Here is a 19,109-nt window from a genome sequence, read left to right as displayed (position 1 = left end):
GACGAATCGTCCATTTCCGGGTCTGGGTGCCGATGCGAACAGGGCGGATTGGCACCCGGACCCGCCTGAAACCTTCGGTTTTCCGCGCAAAGCGACAGGTAATCGGACTTTTGATTGAACCCGGATGTGCTAATCTGCGACCTATGTTCGAGATCCATTTTCGGAGGACCATATCATGATCTTTAAAGCTTTGACCGCAGCGACCCTTGCCGTCGCCCTTGCAATTTTCCCCGCCGAAGAGGCCAGCGCCGATGTTGAAGAATTGCTTGGCGGGCTGATTGTCGGTGGCCTGATCGGTGCCGCGATTGCCAATGGCAATAACGCCGCCAACGCGGCCGCCGCCCCGCATCCGGTCGCCACGCAACCTCAGGCCCCCGTCCATGCCGCCATTCCGGCAACCCAGCTGGGCCGCGACACGCAGACCGCGCTGAACTATTTTGGCTTCAATGCCGGCGCCGTCGATGGCCAGGTCGGGCCCACTACCCGCGGCGCGATCGAACGCTATCAGGCGGCCATGGGATATCCGGTCAATGGCCGGGCCTATATGGAATATCAGAACAACGAGCTGATGCGGGCCTATTACTGGGGTATGAATGGCGGCTCCGCCCAGACCGGGCTTTATGGCCAGCCGCTGTTGATGGCCTATCGGTCGGCCCAGGTTGCGCCGCAGCCGACACAGCCCACCAATGTGGCCGCCCCGCCCGCGCAAACCGTGATTGTTGCGCCGCCGACCGCAGCCTCGATCACGCCGGAATACCCGATACAGGACACCAAGTAAGTCCAGCGATCGCAGTTTGAAATGGGCCGTGCCGGTATCTGGTGCGGCCCTTTTTGCATGCTGCCCGCGGGCGCGGAATCTCGGTGCAGAATCCCCCTTCACATCCGCCATGCGGGCGGGTACAAGCCCGCCACCTACCTGATCACGTGCGGTCGTGGCGGAATTGGTAGACGCGCAGCGTTGAGGTCGCTGTGGGGTAACTCCCGTGGAAGTTCGAGTCTTCTCGACCGCACCAGTTTCAATCCACATATTCAAATAGTATCAAATAGTTACGCTTTGTGGCGTTGGCTTCGCCCCCCTTTGTGTCCTCCTTCGGCGCGGCGCGACGCGCTCTATTTTATCGAAATCATTTGGAAACTTGGCCATATCCGGTCATTGCCTTCCGCGGCCCGGAATTGACGGCTTGGAAGGTGGCCCCCGATTGCATGAGCGCCGGGGGGCGCTAAAAACCTTCCCGGCTTCAAGGTCAGGACCGGTATAGGCTGCAAACTTCACGCATTCACAATCCAGGGGTTTTGGGAAGGGCTTGCGCTGGTCGCAAGCCAAAGCTGCATGGGCCCGGATTTCAAAGTGACCCACTACCGTCATGTCTCAGCTATTGCGAGAGGTGCTTTATTGTTTTGTTCCGCTTCGCGCGACCTGCGCGCGCCATTTCTTCGGCGGCAGCAGCCCATCTGGCCCCCAAAGCACGGCCCGCATGCCTCGTTGCGGTCATGATCAATCAGCTCATCTGAAAGCCCCGGCCCTGACCGGCTTTCGGCCACTGGTCACGGAAATCGCATCAGAGTAGGTTTCAAACGTGGCGTTAATGCAATAGATGCTCATGTTAGCGCTAACTGAAACCTTTTGGCTGGATCCTTCATGAAAGACGCAATTCTCGATCGTCTCCGCTTTTCGCTTGGTAAGCAGCAGGAATCGGCCAGCATCTATGATTGGCGCATGGCGCTGTCGCTTGCCTTGCGCGATGAAATGATCGGACCCTGGCATGACAGCCTGAAACAGGCCCGCACGGAGCGGAAAAAGCGGGTCTATTACCTTTCGATGGAGTTCCTGATGGGGCGGCTGGTCGAGGATGTCGCCGCCAATCTGGGACTGGTCGACAAGGCCAAACAGGCCCTGACAGCGCTTGGCCAGGATTATGATACGATCGTGCATGATGAGCCGGATGCAGCCCTTGGCAATGGCGGTCTGGGGCGGTTGGCGGCGTGTTTCATGGACAGCCTGTCGACCCTGCGCATCCCGGCCCATGGCTATGGCATCCGCTATGAGCATGGTCTCTTTGAACAGGATTTCGTGCAAGGCCAGCAGATCGAGACCGCCGAAACCTGGCTGGCGCAACGCCATGCCTGGGAATTTGAGCGCCCGGAACTGCAATATCGCATCCATTTTGGCGGCCATGTCGATCATCATGACGGGCGCGCCCATTGGCACCCCGGCGAAACCGTGCTGGCGATGGCCTTTGACACGCCGGTGATCGGCTGGCAGGGCGGCTGGTGCAACACGCTCCGGCTGTGGTCGGCGCGTCCGGTGACCCAGTTTGACCTGGCCAGTTTCAACAGCGGTGATTTTCTGGCCGCCAGCCGGTCCGAGGCGCTGGCGCGCACCATCAGCCGGGTTCTCTATCCCGATGATACCACCGAACCGGGCAAGGAATTGCGCCTGAAGCAGGAATATTTCTTTACCGCCGCCTCGCTTCAGGATCTTCTGCGCCGCTTCCTGCGCGACACTACCGATCTGCTGGAATTGCCCGATCAGGTCGCGATCCAGCTCAACGATACCCACCCTGCCATCGCCGGGCCGGAACTGGTGCGCATTCTGGTCGATGACCACGCCATGGCGATGCCCGATGCGATCAAACTGGCGCGTCGCTGTCTGGCCTATACCAATCACACGCTTCTGCCCGAGGCGCTGGAACGCTGGAGCGAGGGCCTGCTGGGGCGCACCCTGCCGCGCCATCTGGAAATCATTCGCGCCATTGACGATGCCCAGCAGGCCGAGAACCCCGGCAGCCCGCGCATTGTCGAACATGGCGAGGTGCGGATGGGCGAACTTGCCTTCATCATGGCCCATAAGGTCAATGGCGTCTCAGCGCTGCATAGTGATCTGGTCAAGCAAACGGTGTTTTCCGATCTGCACCGGATCCATCCGACCCGGATCATCAACCAGACCAACGGCATTACGCCGCGCCGCTGGCTGCATGGCTGCAATCCCGCGCTCAGCGGGTTAATCACCGCTGAATTGGGCGATGGCTGGATCACCGATCTGGAACAGCTTGGCCAGTTGAGAGCCAAGACCGATGACAGGGCTTTCCTCGATGCGTTCCAGGCCGCCAAGCGGGCCAACAAGGTTGCCCTGTCAAACTGGCTGACGGGCATTTGCGGGGTTCGGATCGACCCCGACGCGATGTTCGATATACAGGTCAAGCGCATCCACGAATACAAGCGCCAGTTGATGAACCTGCTGGAAACCGTCGCGCTATGGACCGAGATGCAGGACAATCCGGGCCGCGACTGGACGCCGCGGGTCAAGATCTTTGGCGGCAAGGCGGCCCCGGGATATTACATGGCCAAGGAGATCATTCGCCTGATCAATGACGTCGCCTGCGTCGTCAATGCCGATCCGGTGACAAATGGGCGTCTGAAGATTCTGTTCCCGCCAAATTACAACGTCACCATGGCCGAACGCCTGATCCCCGCCGCCGACCTGTCGGAACAGATCTCGACCGCGGGCAAAGAGGCGTCGGGCACCGGCAACATGAAATTTGCCCTCAACGGGGCGCTGACCATCGGCACGCTGGACGGGGCCAATGTGGAGATTCGCGACCATGTCGGCAGCGAGAATTTCTTTCTCTTCGGGTTGACCGCCGCCCAGGTGGTGGAACGTCGGGCGCAGCATGGCTATGCGCGCGCCGCGATCGAGGCCAGCCCGCGTCTGCAACGGGTTCTGGGCCAGATCTTCGAAGGCCGGTTTTCACCGCAGGATCCAAACCGCTATCACGGGCTTGTCGGCATGTTGTATGATCACGACCATTTTCTTGTGACCTGCGATTTTGACAGCTATTTCGACACGCAGCGGCGCGCCGATATCGCCTTTCAGAACCCGCGCAACTGGGCCTCCATGGCGTTGCGCAACACTGCCGGAATGGGCTGGTTCTCCTCGGATCGCACGATCAAAGGCTATGCCCGCGATATCTGGCATGTCAGCGCGTCGGGGCAAGCGCTGGAGAAATCCGCATGACCACCGCGCCGGAACCGATCGATCAGGCCGCAGCGGCCAAGCTGGTGGCGGGCCACCATGATGATCCGTTTTCCGTGCTGGGGCTGCATGTGCTGAAAGACGGCGCGCTGGTCCTGCGCGCCATTCACCCCGAGGCAGACAAGGTCGAAATGCTGGATGCCAAAACCGGCAAGCTGGTCGTGGAGCTGGCTCCGGTCGCGGGCGCGGACGGGGTTTTTGCCGCCCGCATTCCACGCCGCAAGAAACGGTTCGCCTACAAGCTGCGCCTGACGCGCGGCGATCAGAGCTGGGACGAATATGATGCTTACGGGTTTGGTCCGCGTCTGGGCGATCTGGATGAACATTTGCTGGCCGAAGGCACCCATGGCCAGCTCTGGCAGGCTTTGGGCGCGCATGTCGGACCCCATGAAGGCGTCGACGGCACGCATTTCGCCCTCTGGGCCCCGAATGCTGCGCGGGTTTCGGTGGTCGGCGATTTCAATGGCTGGGATGGCCGCAGGCATGTGATGCGGCGACGCGGGCCAAGCGGGGTGCACGAGATTTTTGTGCCGGGTCTGGGCGATGGCACGGTTTACAAATACGAGCTGCTCGATCGCGAACACCGCTTGCTGCCTCTCAAGGCCGATCCGGTCGGCTTCGGGGCCGAACTGCCGCCCCGCACGGCATCGGTTGTGCGCGATCTGGCGGGCTATGACTGGTCGGATGCCGACTGGATCGAAACCCGTGGTTCCCGGCAGAAAATCAACCACCCGATCTCGATCTACGAGGTGCATCTGGAAAGCTGGGCCCGCGTGCCCGAAGAGGGCAACCGTTCGCTCAGCTATCTCGAACTTGGCCAGCGGCTGGTCGATTACGCCTGTGACATGGGCTTTACGCATATCGAGCTGATGCCCATTTCGGAATATCCCTTTGGCGGGTCCTGGGGCTATCAACCGGTGGGGCTGTTTGCGCCGACATCGCGCTTTGGCACGCCGAATGAATTCCGCGCCATGGTCGATGCCTGCCACCGGGCGGGCCTGGGGGTGATCATCGATTGGGTGCCGGGGCATTTCCCGTCCGACCCGCACGGGCTTGGCCAATTCGATGGCAGCGCGCTTTACGAACATGCCGACCCGCGCGAAGGCTTTCATCCCGACTGGAACACACTGGTCTATAATTATGGCCGGGCCGAGGTTCGAAACTTCCTGATTTCAAACGCGAAATTCTGGTTCAAGGAATACCATATCGACGGCCTCCGGGTCGATGCCGTGGCCTCGATGCTGTATCGGGACTATTCCCGCAAGGAGGGCGAATGGGTGCCCAACAAGGATGGCGGGCGCGAAAACCTTGAGGCCATCGCCTTTCTGAAACGGATGAACGAGGTGGTCTACGCGCAAGATGACAGCATCCTGACGGCGGCCGAAGAATCGACCGCCTTTCCCGGCGTCAGCGCCCCGACATCGGCCGGCGGGCTGGGCTTTGGCTTCAAGTGGAACATGGGCTGGATGAACGACACCCTGCGCTACATGTCCGAAGACCCGATCAACCGCAAATACCATCACGACAAGATCACCTTCGGGTTGCATTACGCCTTCTCCGAAAATTTCATCCTGCCGCTCAGCCATGATGAGGTGGTGCATGGCAAAGGCTCGCTGCTGGCGCGCATGCCCGGCGATGATTGGCAGCGGTTTGCCAATCTGCGGGCCTATTACGGCTTCATGTGGGGCCATCCCGGCAAGAAACTGTTATTCATGGGCTGCGAATTTGCCCAGCCCGGGGAATGGAATAACGAAACCAGTCTGGATTGGCACCTGCTGGACCAGGCCCCGCATCACGGCATGCAGGCGCTGGTGCGCGACCTGAACAGGCTCTACCGCGCCACGCCGGCGCTCTATCAACGCGACACCACGCCCGAAGGCTTTCGCTGGATCGACGGCGGCAATGCGGCGGACTCGATCCTGTCCTTTGTGCGGTTTGGCAATGACGGCGCGCCGCCGGTGCTGGTGGTGACCAATTTCACGCCGGTGCCGCGCCCCGGTTTCCGGATCGGCGTGCCGGTTCCGGGCCATTGGGACGAGGTGCTGAATTCCGACGCCGCGATCTATGGCGGCAGCGATGCCGGAACGCCCGGCGGCGCAGTTTCGCAAGACCTGCCTGCACATGGCTGCGCGGCCTCCATCGAGATCACCGTGCCGCCGCTGGCGACCGTGTTTTTCAGATTGTCGGACACCCGGCCCGGCCCGGCCGCACCCATTGGGGAGACTAAACAATGATTGAAGATCGTTTCACCCTGGCCCAGCAATCCATGGCCTTTGTGCTTGCCGGCGGACGCGGCAGCCGCCTGAAGGAAATGACCGAGATCCGGGCCAAGCCTGCGGTCTATTTCGGCGGCAAGACCCGGATCGTCGATTTTGCCCTGTCCAACGCGGTCAATTCCGGCATAAGGCGCATCGGCGTGGCCACGCAATACAAGGCCCACAGCCTGATCCGCCACATTCAGCGCGGCTGGAGCTTCTTTCGCGCCGAACGCAATGAATCGCTCGATATCCTGCCCGCCTCGCAACAGTTGGACGCGGAAAACTGGTATAAGGGCACCGCCGATGCCGTCACCCAGAATATCGAGATCATTCGCGGTTACGGGCCCAGATATGTGCTGATCCTTGCGGGCGATCATATCTACAAACAGGATTATTCCTTCATGATCGAGGAACATGTCAAAACCGGTGCCAAAGTGACTGTCGGCTGCATTGCCGTGCCGCGCGATGAGGCGTCAGAATTCGGCGTGATGGCAGTTGACAGCAATGACAAGATCCTGGATTTCATGGAAAAGCCCGCCGATCCGCCCGCGATGCCGGGCGATCCCGACAAATCACTGGCCAGCATGGGCATCTATGTATTCGAGGCCGAATACCTCTTCGAGGTTCTGCAAAAGGACGCCGCCAACCCGGAGTCCAGCCATGATTTCGGCAGGGATATCATCCCTGACATTGTCGCCGCGGGCGGCGCACGCGCGCATCCCTTCAGCCGGTCCTGCGTGATGTCCGGCATGGAGACCGAACCCTATTGGCGCGATGTCGGCACCATCGACGCCTATTGGCAGGCAAATATCGACCTGACCGATTTCAAACCCGAACTTGACATCTACGCCAATGACTGGCCGATCTGGACCTATTCAGAGCTGACACCGCCGGCCAAATTCATCCATAACGAGGAAGGCCGCCGCGGTCAGGCGGTGTCGTCGATGGTCTCGGGCGGCTGCATCATTTCGGGGTCGTCGCTGCATCGCTGCCTGCTCTTTACCGGCGTCAAGACGCATTCCTTTTCGCAACTGGACGGCGTCGTGGCGCTGCCCTATTGCGAGGTCGGCCGCCATGCCTATCTCAAGAATGTGGTGATTGATCGCGGCGTGAAAATCCCGGCTGAACTGGTGGTGGGCGAAAACGCCGAGCTTGACGCGCGCCGGTTTCGGCGCACCGAAAACGGCATCTGCCTGATCACTCAGGCCATGATCGACAGGCTGGATGGCTGAGATGCAGGTTTTGATGGTTGCCTCGGAATGCGCGCCTTTCGTGAAAACCGGCGGTCTTGCCGATGTGGTCGGGGCGTTGCCCGCAGCCCTTGCCCCGCATGGCATCAAAGCGCAGGTGATGTTGCCGGCCTATCCGCCGCTGTTTCCGCTGCTGCGCACAGGGGCCGAGATGGCGCGGTTTGACGATCTGCCGGGCGGGCCGGGCCGCCTGGTGCGCGCCACATCGCAGGGCATTTCGCTGCTGCTGCTGGACGCGCCGCAGCTCTATGATCGCCCCGGCGGGCTTTACGGGGATGAGGATGGCCGCGATTGGCCGGATAATGCGCTGCGCTTTGGCGCATTGGCGCAGGGTGCCGCGCGCGTGGCGATGGGGGCCGTCGCGGGCTACACCCCCGATATCCTGCACGCCCATGACTGGCAGGCAGCGCTGGCCCCGGTCTATCTGAAAATGGCCGGGGCCGAGCGCCCGGCCACCATCACCACCATCCACAATATCGCCTTTCAGGGCCGGTTTGGACGCCATGAGATGGGCCCGTTGGGGCTGAAACCTGACTGGTTCCACTCCGAGGGTCTGGAATTTCACGGCGATCTGAGCTTTCTCAAGGGCGGTCTGGTCTATTCGGACCGCATCACCACCGTCAGCCCGACCTATGCGCGCGAGATTCTGACGCCCGCGTTCGGTATGGGGCTGGAGGGCGTGCTGCAGGCCCGCGCGGATGTCTTGTCGGGGCTGCTGAACGGTATCGACACGGGCGTGTGGAACCCCGCGACCGACACCGCGCTGCCCCGCCCCTATGACGCGCGCAGCCTGGGGCGTAAATCCCTGGCCCGCGCCGCCATCGCAGAGCGCCTGGGCCTGGAACCGAACAGCACCGGGCCGCTGTTTTGCGTGATCAGCCGCCTGACCGAACAAAAGGGGCTGGATGCGCTTTTGGACGCGGTGCCGCATCTTGTGGCGCGCGGCGGCCAACTGGCCGTTCTCGGCAGTGGCGCGCCTGAACTCGAACAGGGGTTTCAGGCCGCCGCCCGCGCCCATCCGGGCCAGGTCGGGGTTCATATCGGCTATGATGAGCCGCTGGCGCATCTGCTGCAGGGCGGCAGCGATGCCATCATGATCCCGTCGCGGTTTGAACCCTGCGGCCTGACCCAGCTTTATGGCCTGCGCTATGGCACCCTGCCCGTGGTGGCGCGCACCGGCGGGCTGGCCGATACCGTGATCGATGCCAATCTTGCCGCGATAAACGCCAAGGCGGCCACCGGTTTCGTGTTTGATACGGTCACGCCCGATAATCTGAAACAGGTGATCGACCGGGTGGTTCTCGCCTATGGCGACACCAGGATATGGCAGGCCATGCAACGCGCGGCGATGCGCCACCCGGTCGGTTGGGAGGCCTCTGCCGCCAGCTACGCCGCGCTTTACAAGGCGCTTGCCGCATGAGCCGCCATGGCGCGGTCTCGGCCCGGGTCGAACCGGGATCGCCCACAAGGCTGGGGGCGCATTTCGATGGCGAAGGCACCAATTTCGCGCTGTTCTCACAAAACGGCCAGCAGGTGTTTTTGTGCCTCTATTCTGCCGATGGCAGGGCCGAGACGCAGCGCCTGGCCCTGCCGGAACGCAGCGGTTCCATCTGGCATGGCTACGTTCCGGGCGTGCGCCCCGGTGCGCTTTACGGCTACCGCGTGGCGGGCCCTTATGATCCAGACCGGGGCCACCGCTTCAACGTCAACAAATTGCTGACAGATCCCTACGCGCATGAATTCTTTGGCTCCTTCACCCAAGACAGCACCACCTTCGGCTACCAGCAAAACGCGGCTGAGGCGGATCTGTCTTTCGACCCCCGCGACAGCGCCCCCCATATGCCGAAATGCGTGGTCCCTGACCCGGCGCTCTTTGCGCCCGATGCCGAAACCCTGGGTCGTGGCTGGGACAATGCCCTGATCTATGAGGCGCATGTGAAGGGCGCCACCATCCGCCATCCCGGCATCCCGCCCGATCAGCGCGGCACCTATGACGGCATGGCCGCGCCCGTGATGCTGGACCATCTGACCCGGCTTGGCATCACCGCGGTCGAGCTGTTGCCGGTGCAGGCGATCAAATCCGAAGGCGCGCTGCTGGATCGCGGGCTGGTCAATTACTGGGGCTACAACACCGTGGGTTTCTTTGCCCCCGAGCCGCGCTATTTCGGGCCTTCCGGCGTGCAGGGCTTTCGCGCCATGGTCGACCGGTTTCACACTGCCGGGATCGAGGTCATTCTGGATGTGGTCTATAACCACTCCGCCGAGGGCGACCATCTTGGCCCGACGCTCAGCTTTCGCGGCCTCGACAATCAGGCCTATTACCGGCTCTCCGATGGCCAGCCGCGCTATTACGTCAACGATACCGGCTGCGGCAACACGCTCGATGCCCGCCACCCGTTCGTGATCCGCATGATCCTCGACAGCCTGCGCTTCTGGGTGCAGGTCATGGGGGTGGACGGGTTCCGCTTTGATCTGGCCACCATTCTGGCGCGGGAGGCCCAGGGCTTTGACCGGCGCGGCGGGTTTCTCGATGCGCTGCGCCAGGATCCGGTGCTGGCAGGCGTCAAACTGATCGCCGAGCCTTGGGATATCGGCCCCGGCGGCTATCAACTGGGCGGGTTTCCGGCCGGGTTTGCGGAATGGAATGACCGCTACCGCGACACGCTGCGCCGGTTCTGGCGCGGCGATCATCACAGCGGCCAGGATCTGGGCCGGGCGCTGTTGGGCACCGCCGATATTTTCGACACCCGCGGCCGCAGAGCCTGGTCCTCGGTCAATTTCGCGGCCTCGCATGACGGGTTCACCCTGGCCGACACAACCCGGTTCGAGACCCGCCACAACCATGCCAATGGCGAACAGAATGGCGATGGCCATCGCGAAAATTACAGCCAGAATTTCGGGGTTGAGGGCGACAGCGCCGATCCCGCCATTCTGGCCCAACGCGCCTTGCGAGCCCGCAACATGCTGGCCACCGTGATGCTGTCGCAAGGCACCCCGATGCTGCTTTGTGGTGATGAGGGCGGCAATTCGCAGTCGGGCAATAATAACAGCTATTGTCAGGATAATGATGTCGCCTGGATCGACTGGGCCGCCATGGACCCCGATCTGATCGCCTTCACCGCCGCCCTGTCGCAGTTTCGCCGCGACCATCGGGTGCTGCGCCAGCCCGATTTCCTGCATGGCGCGCGGCGCGCATCCGATGACAGGCCGGATGTCGAATGGCGCGGTTTTGACGGCACCGCGCTGAATTGGCGCGATCCCGCTCTGGCCAGCCTCTGCCTGCATCTGCGCGGCAGCGCCGACAGCCCGCGCGGCGACGCCCTGACCGACGAGGTGTTTCTGGCCATCAACCGCGAATCCGAGCCGCTGGATCTGGACCTGCCCGACCCCGGTGGGGCGGTCTGGATACGCCAGATTGATACCGCGCAGGCCCGCCAATCGGCAATGCCAGTTCCTGCGGGCAGGCTGACCCTGCCGGCAAATTCCCTGTCGGCCTTCTGCCTGCACCCTTCGGGGCCGGCATGACGGCACCGGAGCCTGATCTGCACGCCCTCGCCCGGACGCATGGCGTTCATACCGGCTTTCATGATCTGCACGGGCACTATCACGCCGCCAGCCCCGACACGCTGCGCGCGCTTCTGGCCGCGCAAGGGGTTGCGGCCGCCACCGATGCCCAGATCACGCAGGCCTTGGCAGATCACAGCGCCACCAGCGCCGCGCGTTTCCTGCCCGAGGAACAGATCATCCGCGCCGGTCAGATCGCGGCCATTCCGGTCAGGGCACCCTGCGAATGGGTGCTGCTGGATGAAACCGGCACCCAGGTCGGCCAAGGCCGGGCCGACACGGCCGTGACCCTCGCGGCCCTTCCCGCAGGCTATTACACGCTGATCGCGACCGGCCCGCAGGCACCGCAACAGATGCGCCTTCTGGCCCGGCCCGCCACCGCGCCCGATCTGCACAGCCAGACCGGTCAGGCGCGGATCTGGGGCATCACCGCCCCACTTTACGGGTTTCGCAGCCGCCACAATGGCGGTCTTGGCAATTACCGCGATCTGGCCCAGGCGGGCCGCGCATTGGGGCAAAACGGCGCGCAGTTTCTGGGCATCAACCCGATCCACGCGCTTGGCTGGGCGGCGGACGCAATGATCAGCCCCTATTCCCCCAGCCATCGCGGCTTTTTCAACACCGATCACATCGCGACCGATGCCGGGCTGGGGCCAACGCCGGATGCCGCGCTGATCGACTATCCGGGCTTTCGCCGCCGCCACCGCGCCGCGTTGCAGGCCGAATATGCCGCCTTTACCGGGTCATCCCAGACCGGGGCCTTTGACCATTGGCGCAAGGCGCAAGGCCCCGATCTGGCGGATTTCACCCGGTTCGAGGCGCTTAGCGAACGCCATGGCCCTGATTTTCGCACCTGGCCCGCCGATCTGCGCCGCCCCGGCACTTCGGCGTCCAGACAGGCCGGTCCGCGCAGGGGCTTTCATGCCTGGCTGCAATGGCGCGCCGAGACCCAGATCAAGGCCGCCCAGAGCGCCGCGCTGGATGCGGGCATGTCGCTTGGCCTCTATCTTGATCTCGCCGTCGGGTCGCGCCCCGGCGGGGCCGAGGTCTGGATGAATGCAGATACCATTGCCCGCGGTGTCAGCATCGGCGCGCCGCCCGATCATCTCAACCCCGAGGGCCAATCCTGGGCGCTGGCCGCCCATGCCCCCGGCCCGCTGGCGCAAGCGTTCTATGCGCCACTGCGCGCCATGCTGCGCCGGTTGATGGCGCAATGCGGCCTGCTGCGGATCGACCATGCGCTTGGCCTTTTGCGCAGTTTCTGGTTGCCCGATGATGGCAGCCCCGGCGGCTATGTCAGCCAACCCATCGAGGCGCTTCTGGCGGTGATCATGATCGAGGCCGAGCGGGCGGGATGCATCATCGTGGGCGAAGATCTGGGCCTGGTCCCCGATGGTTTTCGCGACATGCTGAACCGCGCGGGCCTCTACAGCTATTCCGTGTGGCAGTTCGAGGCCGACCATAGCGGCCACCTGCGCCCGCCCGAGACCCTGCCCGCCAACAGCCTGGCCTGTTTCGCCACCCATGACACCCCGACCTTGCAAGGGTTCTGGTATGGCGAGGATATTGAATGGTGGCAGCGGGTTGGCTGGATCAATGCCGATACGGCCCGCGCCCGTCACGCCCACCGGTCACGCCAGCGGGCCAGCCTGCGCAGCCAATGCGGCCTTGCCCCCGATGCGCCCTGCAGCGCCATTTCGCAGGCGATCCACCAGACCCTGGCCCGCGCGCCCTCGGCCTTGCTGGCGATCCAGCTGGATGATGCTTTGGGCCTGGGCGCGGCGCAGAACCTGCCCGGCACGATCGATGAACACCCCAACTGGCGCCGCCGCCTGCCCCTGCCGGTGGAGGATCTGGGCGCCGCCCCCGGCCTGCGCCAACTGGACCGGTTGATGCCAGCCGACCGGGGCCGCCAACCGCCTGACATCAAAACGGCCTGAACCGTGAGCGAGGACCAGATGACCAGATTGACCAAAACCTGCCGCCCGTTCGAGGGCCAGAAACCCGGCACTTCGGGGCTGCGCAAAAAGACCCGCGTCTTCATGCAGCCCGATTATCTGGAATGCTTCGTGCAGGCCATTTTCAACGCCATTGGCGGGGTTGCGGGCAAGGTGCTGGTGATCGGTGGCGATGGCCGCTACTTCAACGCCGAGGCCATTCAGACAATCCTGCGCATGGCCGCCGCCGGGGATGCCAAATCCGCCATTGTCGGGCAAAACGGCCTGCTCTCGACGCCCGCCGCCTCGCATCTGATCCGGCTGCACCGCGCCAATGGCGGGTTGATCCTGTCGGCCAGTCATAATCCGGGCGGCATCGACGCTGATTTCGGCCTGAAATACAACATCGCCAATGGCGGACCGGCCCCCGAGCAGGTCACCGACGCGATCTTTTCCCAGACCGAAACGATCACCGAATATCACACGCTTGATACGCCCGATCTGGACCTTGCGGCGATCGGGTCGCGCCCGCTTGGGGGCATGGATGTCCAGATCGTCGACCCGGTGGCCGATTATGCCGACCTGATGCAGGAGCTGTTTGATTTTGACGCCATCCGCGACCTGATCACCGGCGGCTTCAGCCTCAAATTCGACGCCATGCATGCGGTGACCGGCCCCTATGCCACGGCCATTCTGGAGGGCCTGTTGGAGGCCCCTGCGGGCACCGTGCTGAACGGCATACCCTCGGTCGATTTCGGCAAAGGCCACCCCGACCCCAATCCGATCTGGGCCAAACCGCTGGTCGATCTGGTGATGTCCGATACCGGCCCCGATTTCGCCGCCGCCTCGGACGGCGATGGCGATCGCAACATGATCCTCGGGCGCGGCATCTATGTCACGCCGTCTGACAGCCTGGCCGTGCTGGCCGCCAATGCGCATCTGGTGCCGGGATATGCAGGCGGTCTGGCCGGTGTGGCGCGGTCGATGCCGACCAGCCAGGCCCTGGACCGCGTCGCCGAAGCCCTGGGGCTGGACTGCTATGAAACCCCCACCGGGTGGAAGTTTTTCGGCACCCTTCTGGATGCCGGCCGGGTCTCGCTTTGCGGCGAGGAAAGCGCCGGCACCGGCAGCGATCATGTGCGCGAAAAGGATGGGCTGTGGGCGGTGCTGATGTGGCTGAATATCCTGGCCGCGCGGCGGCTGACGGTGCAGGGTATCCTGCACGACCACTGGGCGCGTTTCGGGCGGAACTATTATTCACGCCACGATTATGAGGCGATTGCGCCCGCCCGCGCCAAGGGGTTGATGGACGCCCTGATTGCGCGCCTGGCCGACCTGCCGGGCCAGAGTTTTGGCACCTGTCGCGTGGCCAGCGCCGATCAGTTTTCCTATCACGACCCGGTCGATGGCTCGGTCAGCCGCAATCAGGGCCTGCGGATCATTTTTGACGGCGGTGCCCGCGCGGTGCTGCGCCTGTCGGGCACCGGCACCGAAGGCGCGACCTTGCGGATCTATCTTGAACATTACGTGGCCCCGGATGGCGATCTGGGGGTCGAGACCCAACGCGCCCTGAACCCGGTCAACAGGGCCGTCAAATCCATGATCGGTCTGGAGAAATGGACCGGGCGCAGCGACCCTGACGTGATGACCTGACCGGCCCATATCCGCCCCCCTTCAATAGTTCTGAAATACCATTCATTTCCTTGAATTTGACTGATGCCGCCCCTGCGGCCCCTCCTGCACGCGACCTCTGCCCGCCAAAGGAAGCTGCCATGGTGCCGACATGGCTCAACCTCATCGCCGGTGCGCGCAGCTCCGAGATCGAGAACCCCAACCCCTCGGACCTGTCCGGTCTGGTCGGCATCCATGCGGCCCCGTTTTCGGGCACCAAAGGCGGGCCGCCCAATACCGGCCAATGCTGTATCGCCATCGATCCCGACACGACCAGCGGCGGCATTTATTCTATAAGAAACGCCGGCCGCATCGCCGCAATCCGGGCCCAGGGCGGCGCGCATTTGCCCGGTGACGGGCACCGCGCCAAGCGCGCCAACGCGCCCCGAAACGGCGTCACGGTCAGCATAGCCACGCTGGAAAGAATCGCATCCATCCTCGGGTGAAACACGTATCTGATATAAGAAATGTCGCAAACGGGCCCCGACCTGCCAGAATCCAGCTATCGCGCCATCACCTCGGGGCTACGCTGCATACACGCGAAAACAGGGAGGGGCATCATGTCCATCAAACCACCGTTTACCGACCTCCAGATACAACGGGCCGCATCGGGCTTTTATCAGGGCCACAGCATCGAGATTGCACTGATCAGCAAGGGCATCATGGTGGCGCTCGTGCTTTGGGCATTGCTGTTTCCGGCCAATGCCAATGGCACGCTGGACAGCCTGAACTGGCAGCTTCTGGCCAGTTTCAACAGCTTCTACATCATCATAGTGGGATTTTTCGTGTTCTTCCTGCTGGTCGTCGCGATCCTGCCGCAAACCGGGCGGCGGATCATGGGCACACCGGGCGAGGCCCCGGAATTTTCCAATTTCTCATGGTTCTCGATGATGTTCGGGGCCGGTCTGGGGGTTGGGCTGATGGTCTTTGCCACCGCCGAACCGCTTGGCCTGTGGGGATCGAACCCCGTGGTCCTGGCCGGCGACGTTGCGCCCAATTCACAAGAAGCGCTGCAATCGGCCTATCGCTATACCTTCCTGCATTACGGGTTCAGCGCCTGGTCGATCTATGTGGTGACCGGCCTCAGCCTGGCCTATTACGCCTATACGCGCAACATGCCGCTGACGATCCGCTCGGCGCTGACACCGCTCTTTGGCGGCCTGATGAACGGGTTTCTCGGCCATGTCGTTGACGTGCTTGGCGTGGTGGCCACCATCCTGGGCGTCTCGGTCACCATCGGTTTCGGCGTCAGCCAGTTCATCGACGGCATGTATGCCATCACCGGCATGGGCTGGATGATGGATCTGACCGGCGAGGCCCCCGCTCCGGGCACCGTTGGCCTGCTGGCCGGGCTTGGCGTGATCATGGCGCTGTCGATCGTCTCGGCGGTCTCGGGCGTCGGGCGCGGGGTGAAATACCTCTCGAACCTCAACCTGGTGCTGTCGATCATCTTGCTGCTGGTCTTTGTGATCTTCGGCTCGTTCCTCTTTGCGATGACGACCTATGCCACGGCCTTTGTCGATTACATCCTGAATCTGGTGCAGCTCAGCTTTGTCGCTTACGGGCCGCAATCGGCCGATGCCTTTGCCACCGCCCTGCCCGAAGCCGCCCGCCCCTTTGCCGCCGACCTGTCGGGCGCACAAGGTGCCTGGGGCAGCTATGCCGGCTTTGTCGGCGGTCTCGAAGGCGGCGCGGCCGAACTGGACGAGGCCACGCTGATGGCGGTCTATGAGGCCGGCATTGCCGGGCGGCAATTTGGTTGGCAAGCGGGCTGGACCACCTTCTACTGGGCCTGGTGGATCGCATTCTCGCCTTTCGTGGGCCTGTTTCTGGCACGGATCTCGCGGGGCCGGACCGTGCGCGAATTCATCGTCGGCTGCGTCTTTGCCCCGGCGCTGGTCTGTTTCGCCTGGATGACCATTCTGGGGGCCACCGCGATCGATCTCGAACTGACCGGCGGGGCCAATGGCGAAATCATCGGCGCGTCCAACACCAACAAGCTGTTTGTGACATTGGCGCAGATGATCGATGGCGGGCTGCTGACAGCCATCACCGTGATGTCGGTGATCCTGATCATGACCTTCCTGGTGACCTCGGCGGATTCCGGCATCCTGGTGATGAACACGATCATGTCGGGCGGCGATCAGGAGGTTGGCAACAAGCACAAGATCGTCTGGGGCCTGATCCTGACCGCCGTTATCGGCACGCTGCTGATCGCGGGCAAGACCAATGGCGGGGCCGACCCGTTCGAGGCCCTGAAATCGGCGATGATCATCGGTGCCTTGCCCTTTACCATGGTGATGGGGCTGATGTGCATCTCGCTGATCAAGGCACTGTATCGGGATGGCCGGCGCGAGGCATCTGGATCCGGCGGCATGCCGGTGCCAAGCGCAGCCGAATAGGCCAACAAGCGAACAGCCAAAAAGAAAGTGGGCGGGCCAGGCGGTTCGCCCTTTTCACTCCGGAACCTGTGCTACGGATCCGCCTTGCCCGCCAGTTCGGCCAGCCGCAGGCACACCTTCGTCGCCAGTGCCATATCCTGCACCGAGATCCATTCCAGCGGCCCGTGGATCTCCTGCATGCCGGTAAAGATGTTCGGTGTCGGCACCCCCATCTCGGTCAGGCGTGACCCATCGGTGCCGCCGCGAATGGGCTTCGATTGCGGCGTGATCCCTTCGGCCCGCATCGCGGCGCGCGCCAGATCGACCGGGCCCATATCCTGTTCCAGCCAATAGCGCATGTTGCGATATTGCGGGCGGATCTCGCAGCTCACCCGGGCGCGGGGTTCCTGCGCCGCAATGGTGGCGCAGACCTGCTGCATCAGCGCGCCTTTTGCCGCCAGCCCGTCCAGCTCGAAATCACGCAGGATAAAGCTCAGCCGGGCCTCGGCGGCATTGCCCGCCATCTCGCTTGCGAAAATGAACCCCTCGCGGGCCTCGGTCAGATCGGGCGTGGCGGCGGCATGGGCCAGCGTCTCGATGATCCGGGCGGCGATGTGCAAGGCGTTGACCAGCGTGCCCTTGGCGTCGCCGGGATGGATCGAAACGCCGGTGACCCGCACCTCGGCACCATCGGCCGAAAAGCTTTCGAAATTCAGATCGCCCGGCCTGGCCCCATCGAACGTATAGGCAAAATCCGCCCCCAGATCGGCGGGCAGCCGGGCGTCAACACCGCGCCCGATCTCCTCATCGGGGGTAAAGGCGATGCGAATGGGGCCATGCGGGATATCGGGATTGGACAGCAGATGCTCTGCTGCTGTCATGATGATCGCCACACCGGCCTTGTCATCGGCCCCCAGCAATGTGGTGCCGCTGGCGGTGATGATGTCATCGCCCTGTTTGGTCGCCAGATAGTCGGACGCGGCGGGCGACAGCACCAGATCGGGCGCATCGGCAAAGCTGATATCGCCGCCGTTCCAGCCACGATGGACCACCGGCTTGACGCCCGCCGCAGCATAGGCGGGGGCAGTATCGACATGCGCCAGCAGTCCCATCACCGGGGCCGTGACGCCCTCGCTGGCCGGGATCGTCGCCAGCACCACGCCGTAATCGGTCAGCCGCACATCGCGCGCCCCGATCTCCTCCAACTCGGTTTTCAACCCGGTCAGGATGTCCAGTTGAATGGCGCTGCTCGGGCTGGAGGGTGAGGCAGCATCGGATTGGCTGTCAATGGCAACATAGCGCATCAGCCGGGTCTCCAGCGCGTGATCGAATTGCGACCGCATGGTGCCACCTCCCTGGAATTCCAGCGCAGGAGGCTGGCAATCCTGCGCCGCTGTCAAGACCATGGTTGTCATGAGATGACGCCCTGGATCAGTGCCGGAAAAAGCTGCGATCCGGGACCAGAGCGGCAGAGGTTCTGTTCGTTCCATCAAAGCGAAGGCCGTCTTGAGAGGATTCCGCACATCGCGCGATCTTGCTGCCGGTGGGGGGATCAAGCCCGGACCAAAGCGGCCTCAAGCAACCGAAGGCGGCAAGTGGAATGAAACTGGTGCGGTCGAGAAGCATCCAATTGCTATATCTTGATGCACCACGGCGCACGCGCGTTGAACAAGCTGACCGCTTCGCAGGTCAAAGCCGCTCTGCCCGGCAAGTATTCGGATGGCCCCCTGTGTCAAGGATGTTGTCCGCCGCTCTATTTCTCGGGTTGGCGGGATAGGGTGATGACCTGGGATATTCACCGGAACGCAGGGCAGCTGTGCTGAAGCGGATGCTGCTTCCGAACAAGCTGCCTGTGCGGCGCTTGTCGCAGGAGGGGGGATCTCAGAGGCAACGCTGCACAAGTGGCGGGCTCTGGCGCGCAGCAAGGGTCAGCTTTTGCCCGATGCCGATGCTGGCCCTGAGGGCTGGGCATCGCGCGACAAGTTTGCGGCGGTGCTGGAGACGGCTGCGATGAA

General features: G+C 63.1%; 11 protein-coding genes and 1 tRNA gene. 11 read left to right on the top strand and 1 reads right to left on the bottom strand.

What is annotated here, in order from left to right; all coding sequences use genetic code 11:
* Positions 1-175 precede the first annotated feature (175 nt).
* From ACW8PS_RS05100 to ACW8PS_RS05050, 11 genes are all read left to right on the top strand, one after another.
* Positions 176-778, top strand: coding sequence for a peptidoglycan-binding domain-containing protein (locus ACW8PS_RS05100; protein ID WP_491526222.1), 603 nt, complete (start codon positions 176-178; stop codon positions 776-778).
* A gap of 148 nt (positions 779-926) precedes the next feature.
* Positions 927-1,013 (top strand) — tRNA-Leu (locus tag ACW8PS_RS05095).
* A 626-nt stretch (positions 1,014-1,639) separates the two neighbouring features.
* Complete coding sequence (locus ACW8PS_RS05090; protein ID WP_491526221.1) at positions 1,640-4,015, top strand: glycogen/starch/alpha-glucan phosphorylase; 2,376 nt, start codon at positions 1,640-1,642, stop codon at positions 4,013-4,015.
* Entirely contained in the window at positions 4,012-6,267 is a 2,256-nt protein-coding gene (gene glgB / locus ACW8PS_RS05085) for a 1,4-alpha-glucan branching protein GlgB (RefSeq protein WP_491526220.1), read from the top strand. Before ACW8PS_RS05090 ends, glgB begins: the two co-directional genes overlap by 4 nt.
* Positions 6,264-7,523 carry a glucose-1-phosphate adenylyltransferase gene (gene glgC, locus ACW8PS_RS05080; protein WP_491526218.1) on the top strand — a complete coding sequence of 420 codons (1,260 nt, stop codon included), beginning with the start codon at positions 6,264-6,266 and terminating at the stop codon, positions 7,521-7,523. The genes glgB and glgC overlap by 4 nt, the downstream gene beginning before the upstream one ends.
* 1 nt (position 7,524) lies before the next feature.
* Positions 7,525-8,961 carry a glycogen synthase GlgA gene (glgA, locus tag ACW8PS_RS05075; protein ID WP_491526256.1) on the top strand — a complete coding sequence of 479 codons (1,437 nt, stop codon included), beginning with the start codon at positions 7,525-7,527 and terminating at the stop codon, positions 8,959-8,961.
* Entirely contained in the window at positions 8,958-11,066 is a 2,109-nt protein-coding gene (glgX, locus tag ACW8PS_RS05070; RefSeq protein WP_491526216.1) for a glycogen debranching protein GlgX, read from the top strand. The genes glgA and glgX overlap by 4 nt, the downstream gene beginning before the upstream one ends.
* Positions 11,063-13,045: a 4-alpha-glucanotransferase gene (malQ, locus tag ACW8PS_RS05065; RefSeq protein ID WP_491526215.1), complete on the top strand. Its 1,983-nt coding sequence runs from the start codon at positions 11,063-11,065 to the stop codon at positions 13,043-13,045. The genes glgX and malQ overlap by 4 nt, the downstream gene beginning before the upstream one ends.
* Positions 13,046-13,063: 18 nt before the next feature.
* Complete coding sequence (locus ACW8PS_RS05060; RefSeq protein WP_491526213.1) at positions 13,064-14,695, top strand: alpha-D-glucose phosphate-specific phosphoglucomutase; 1,632 nt, start codon at positions 13,064-13,066, stop codon at positions 14,693-14,695.
* 119 nt (positions 14,696-14,814) lie between these two features.
* Positions 14,815-15,159: a hypothetical protein gene (locus ACW8PS_RS05055; RefSeq protein ID WP_491526212.1), complete on the top strand. Its 345-nt coding sequence runs from the start codon at positions 14,815-14,817 to the stop codon at positions 15,157-15,159.
* Between the two features lie 114 nt (positions 15,160-15,273).
* Positions 15,274-17,115, top strand: a complete 1,842-nt coding sequence (locus tag ACW8PS_RS05050) for a BCCT family transporter (RefSeq protein ID WP_491526211.1) — start codon at positions 15,274-15,276, stop codon at positions 17,113-17,115.
* A gap of 71 nt (positions 17,116-17,186) precedes the next feature.
* Here the strand turns inward: ACW8PS_RS05050 and pepT are convergent, their stop codons facing one another.
* Positions 17,187-18,437, bottom strand: a complete 1,251-nt coding sequence (gene pepT / locus ACW8PS_RS05045) for a peptidase T (protein ID WP_491526210.1) — start codon at positions 18,435-18,437, stop codon at positions 17,187-17,189.
* Positions 18,438-19,109 lie beyond the last annotated feature (672 nt).

It is taken from the genome of Alterinioella sp., assembly GCF_058343375.1.
Note: the sequence above shows the minus strand (reverse complement) of the source record. Positions and strands in the feature narration are given on the sequence as shown.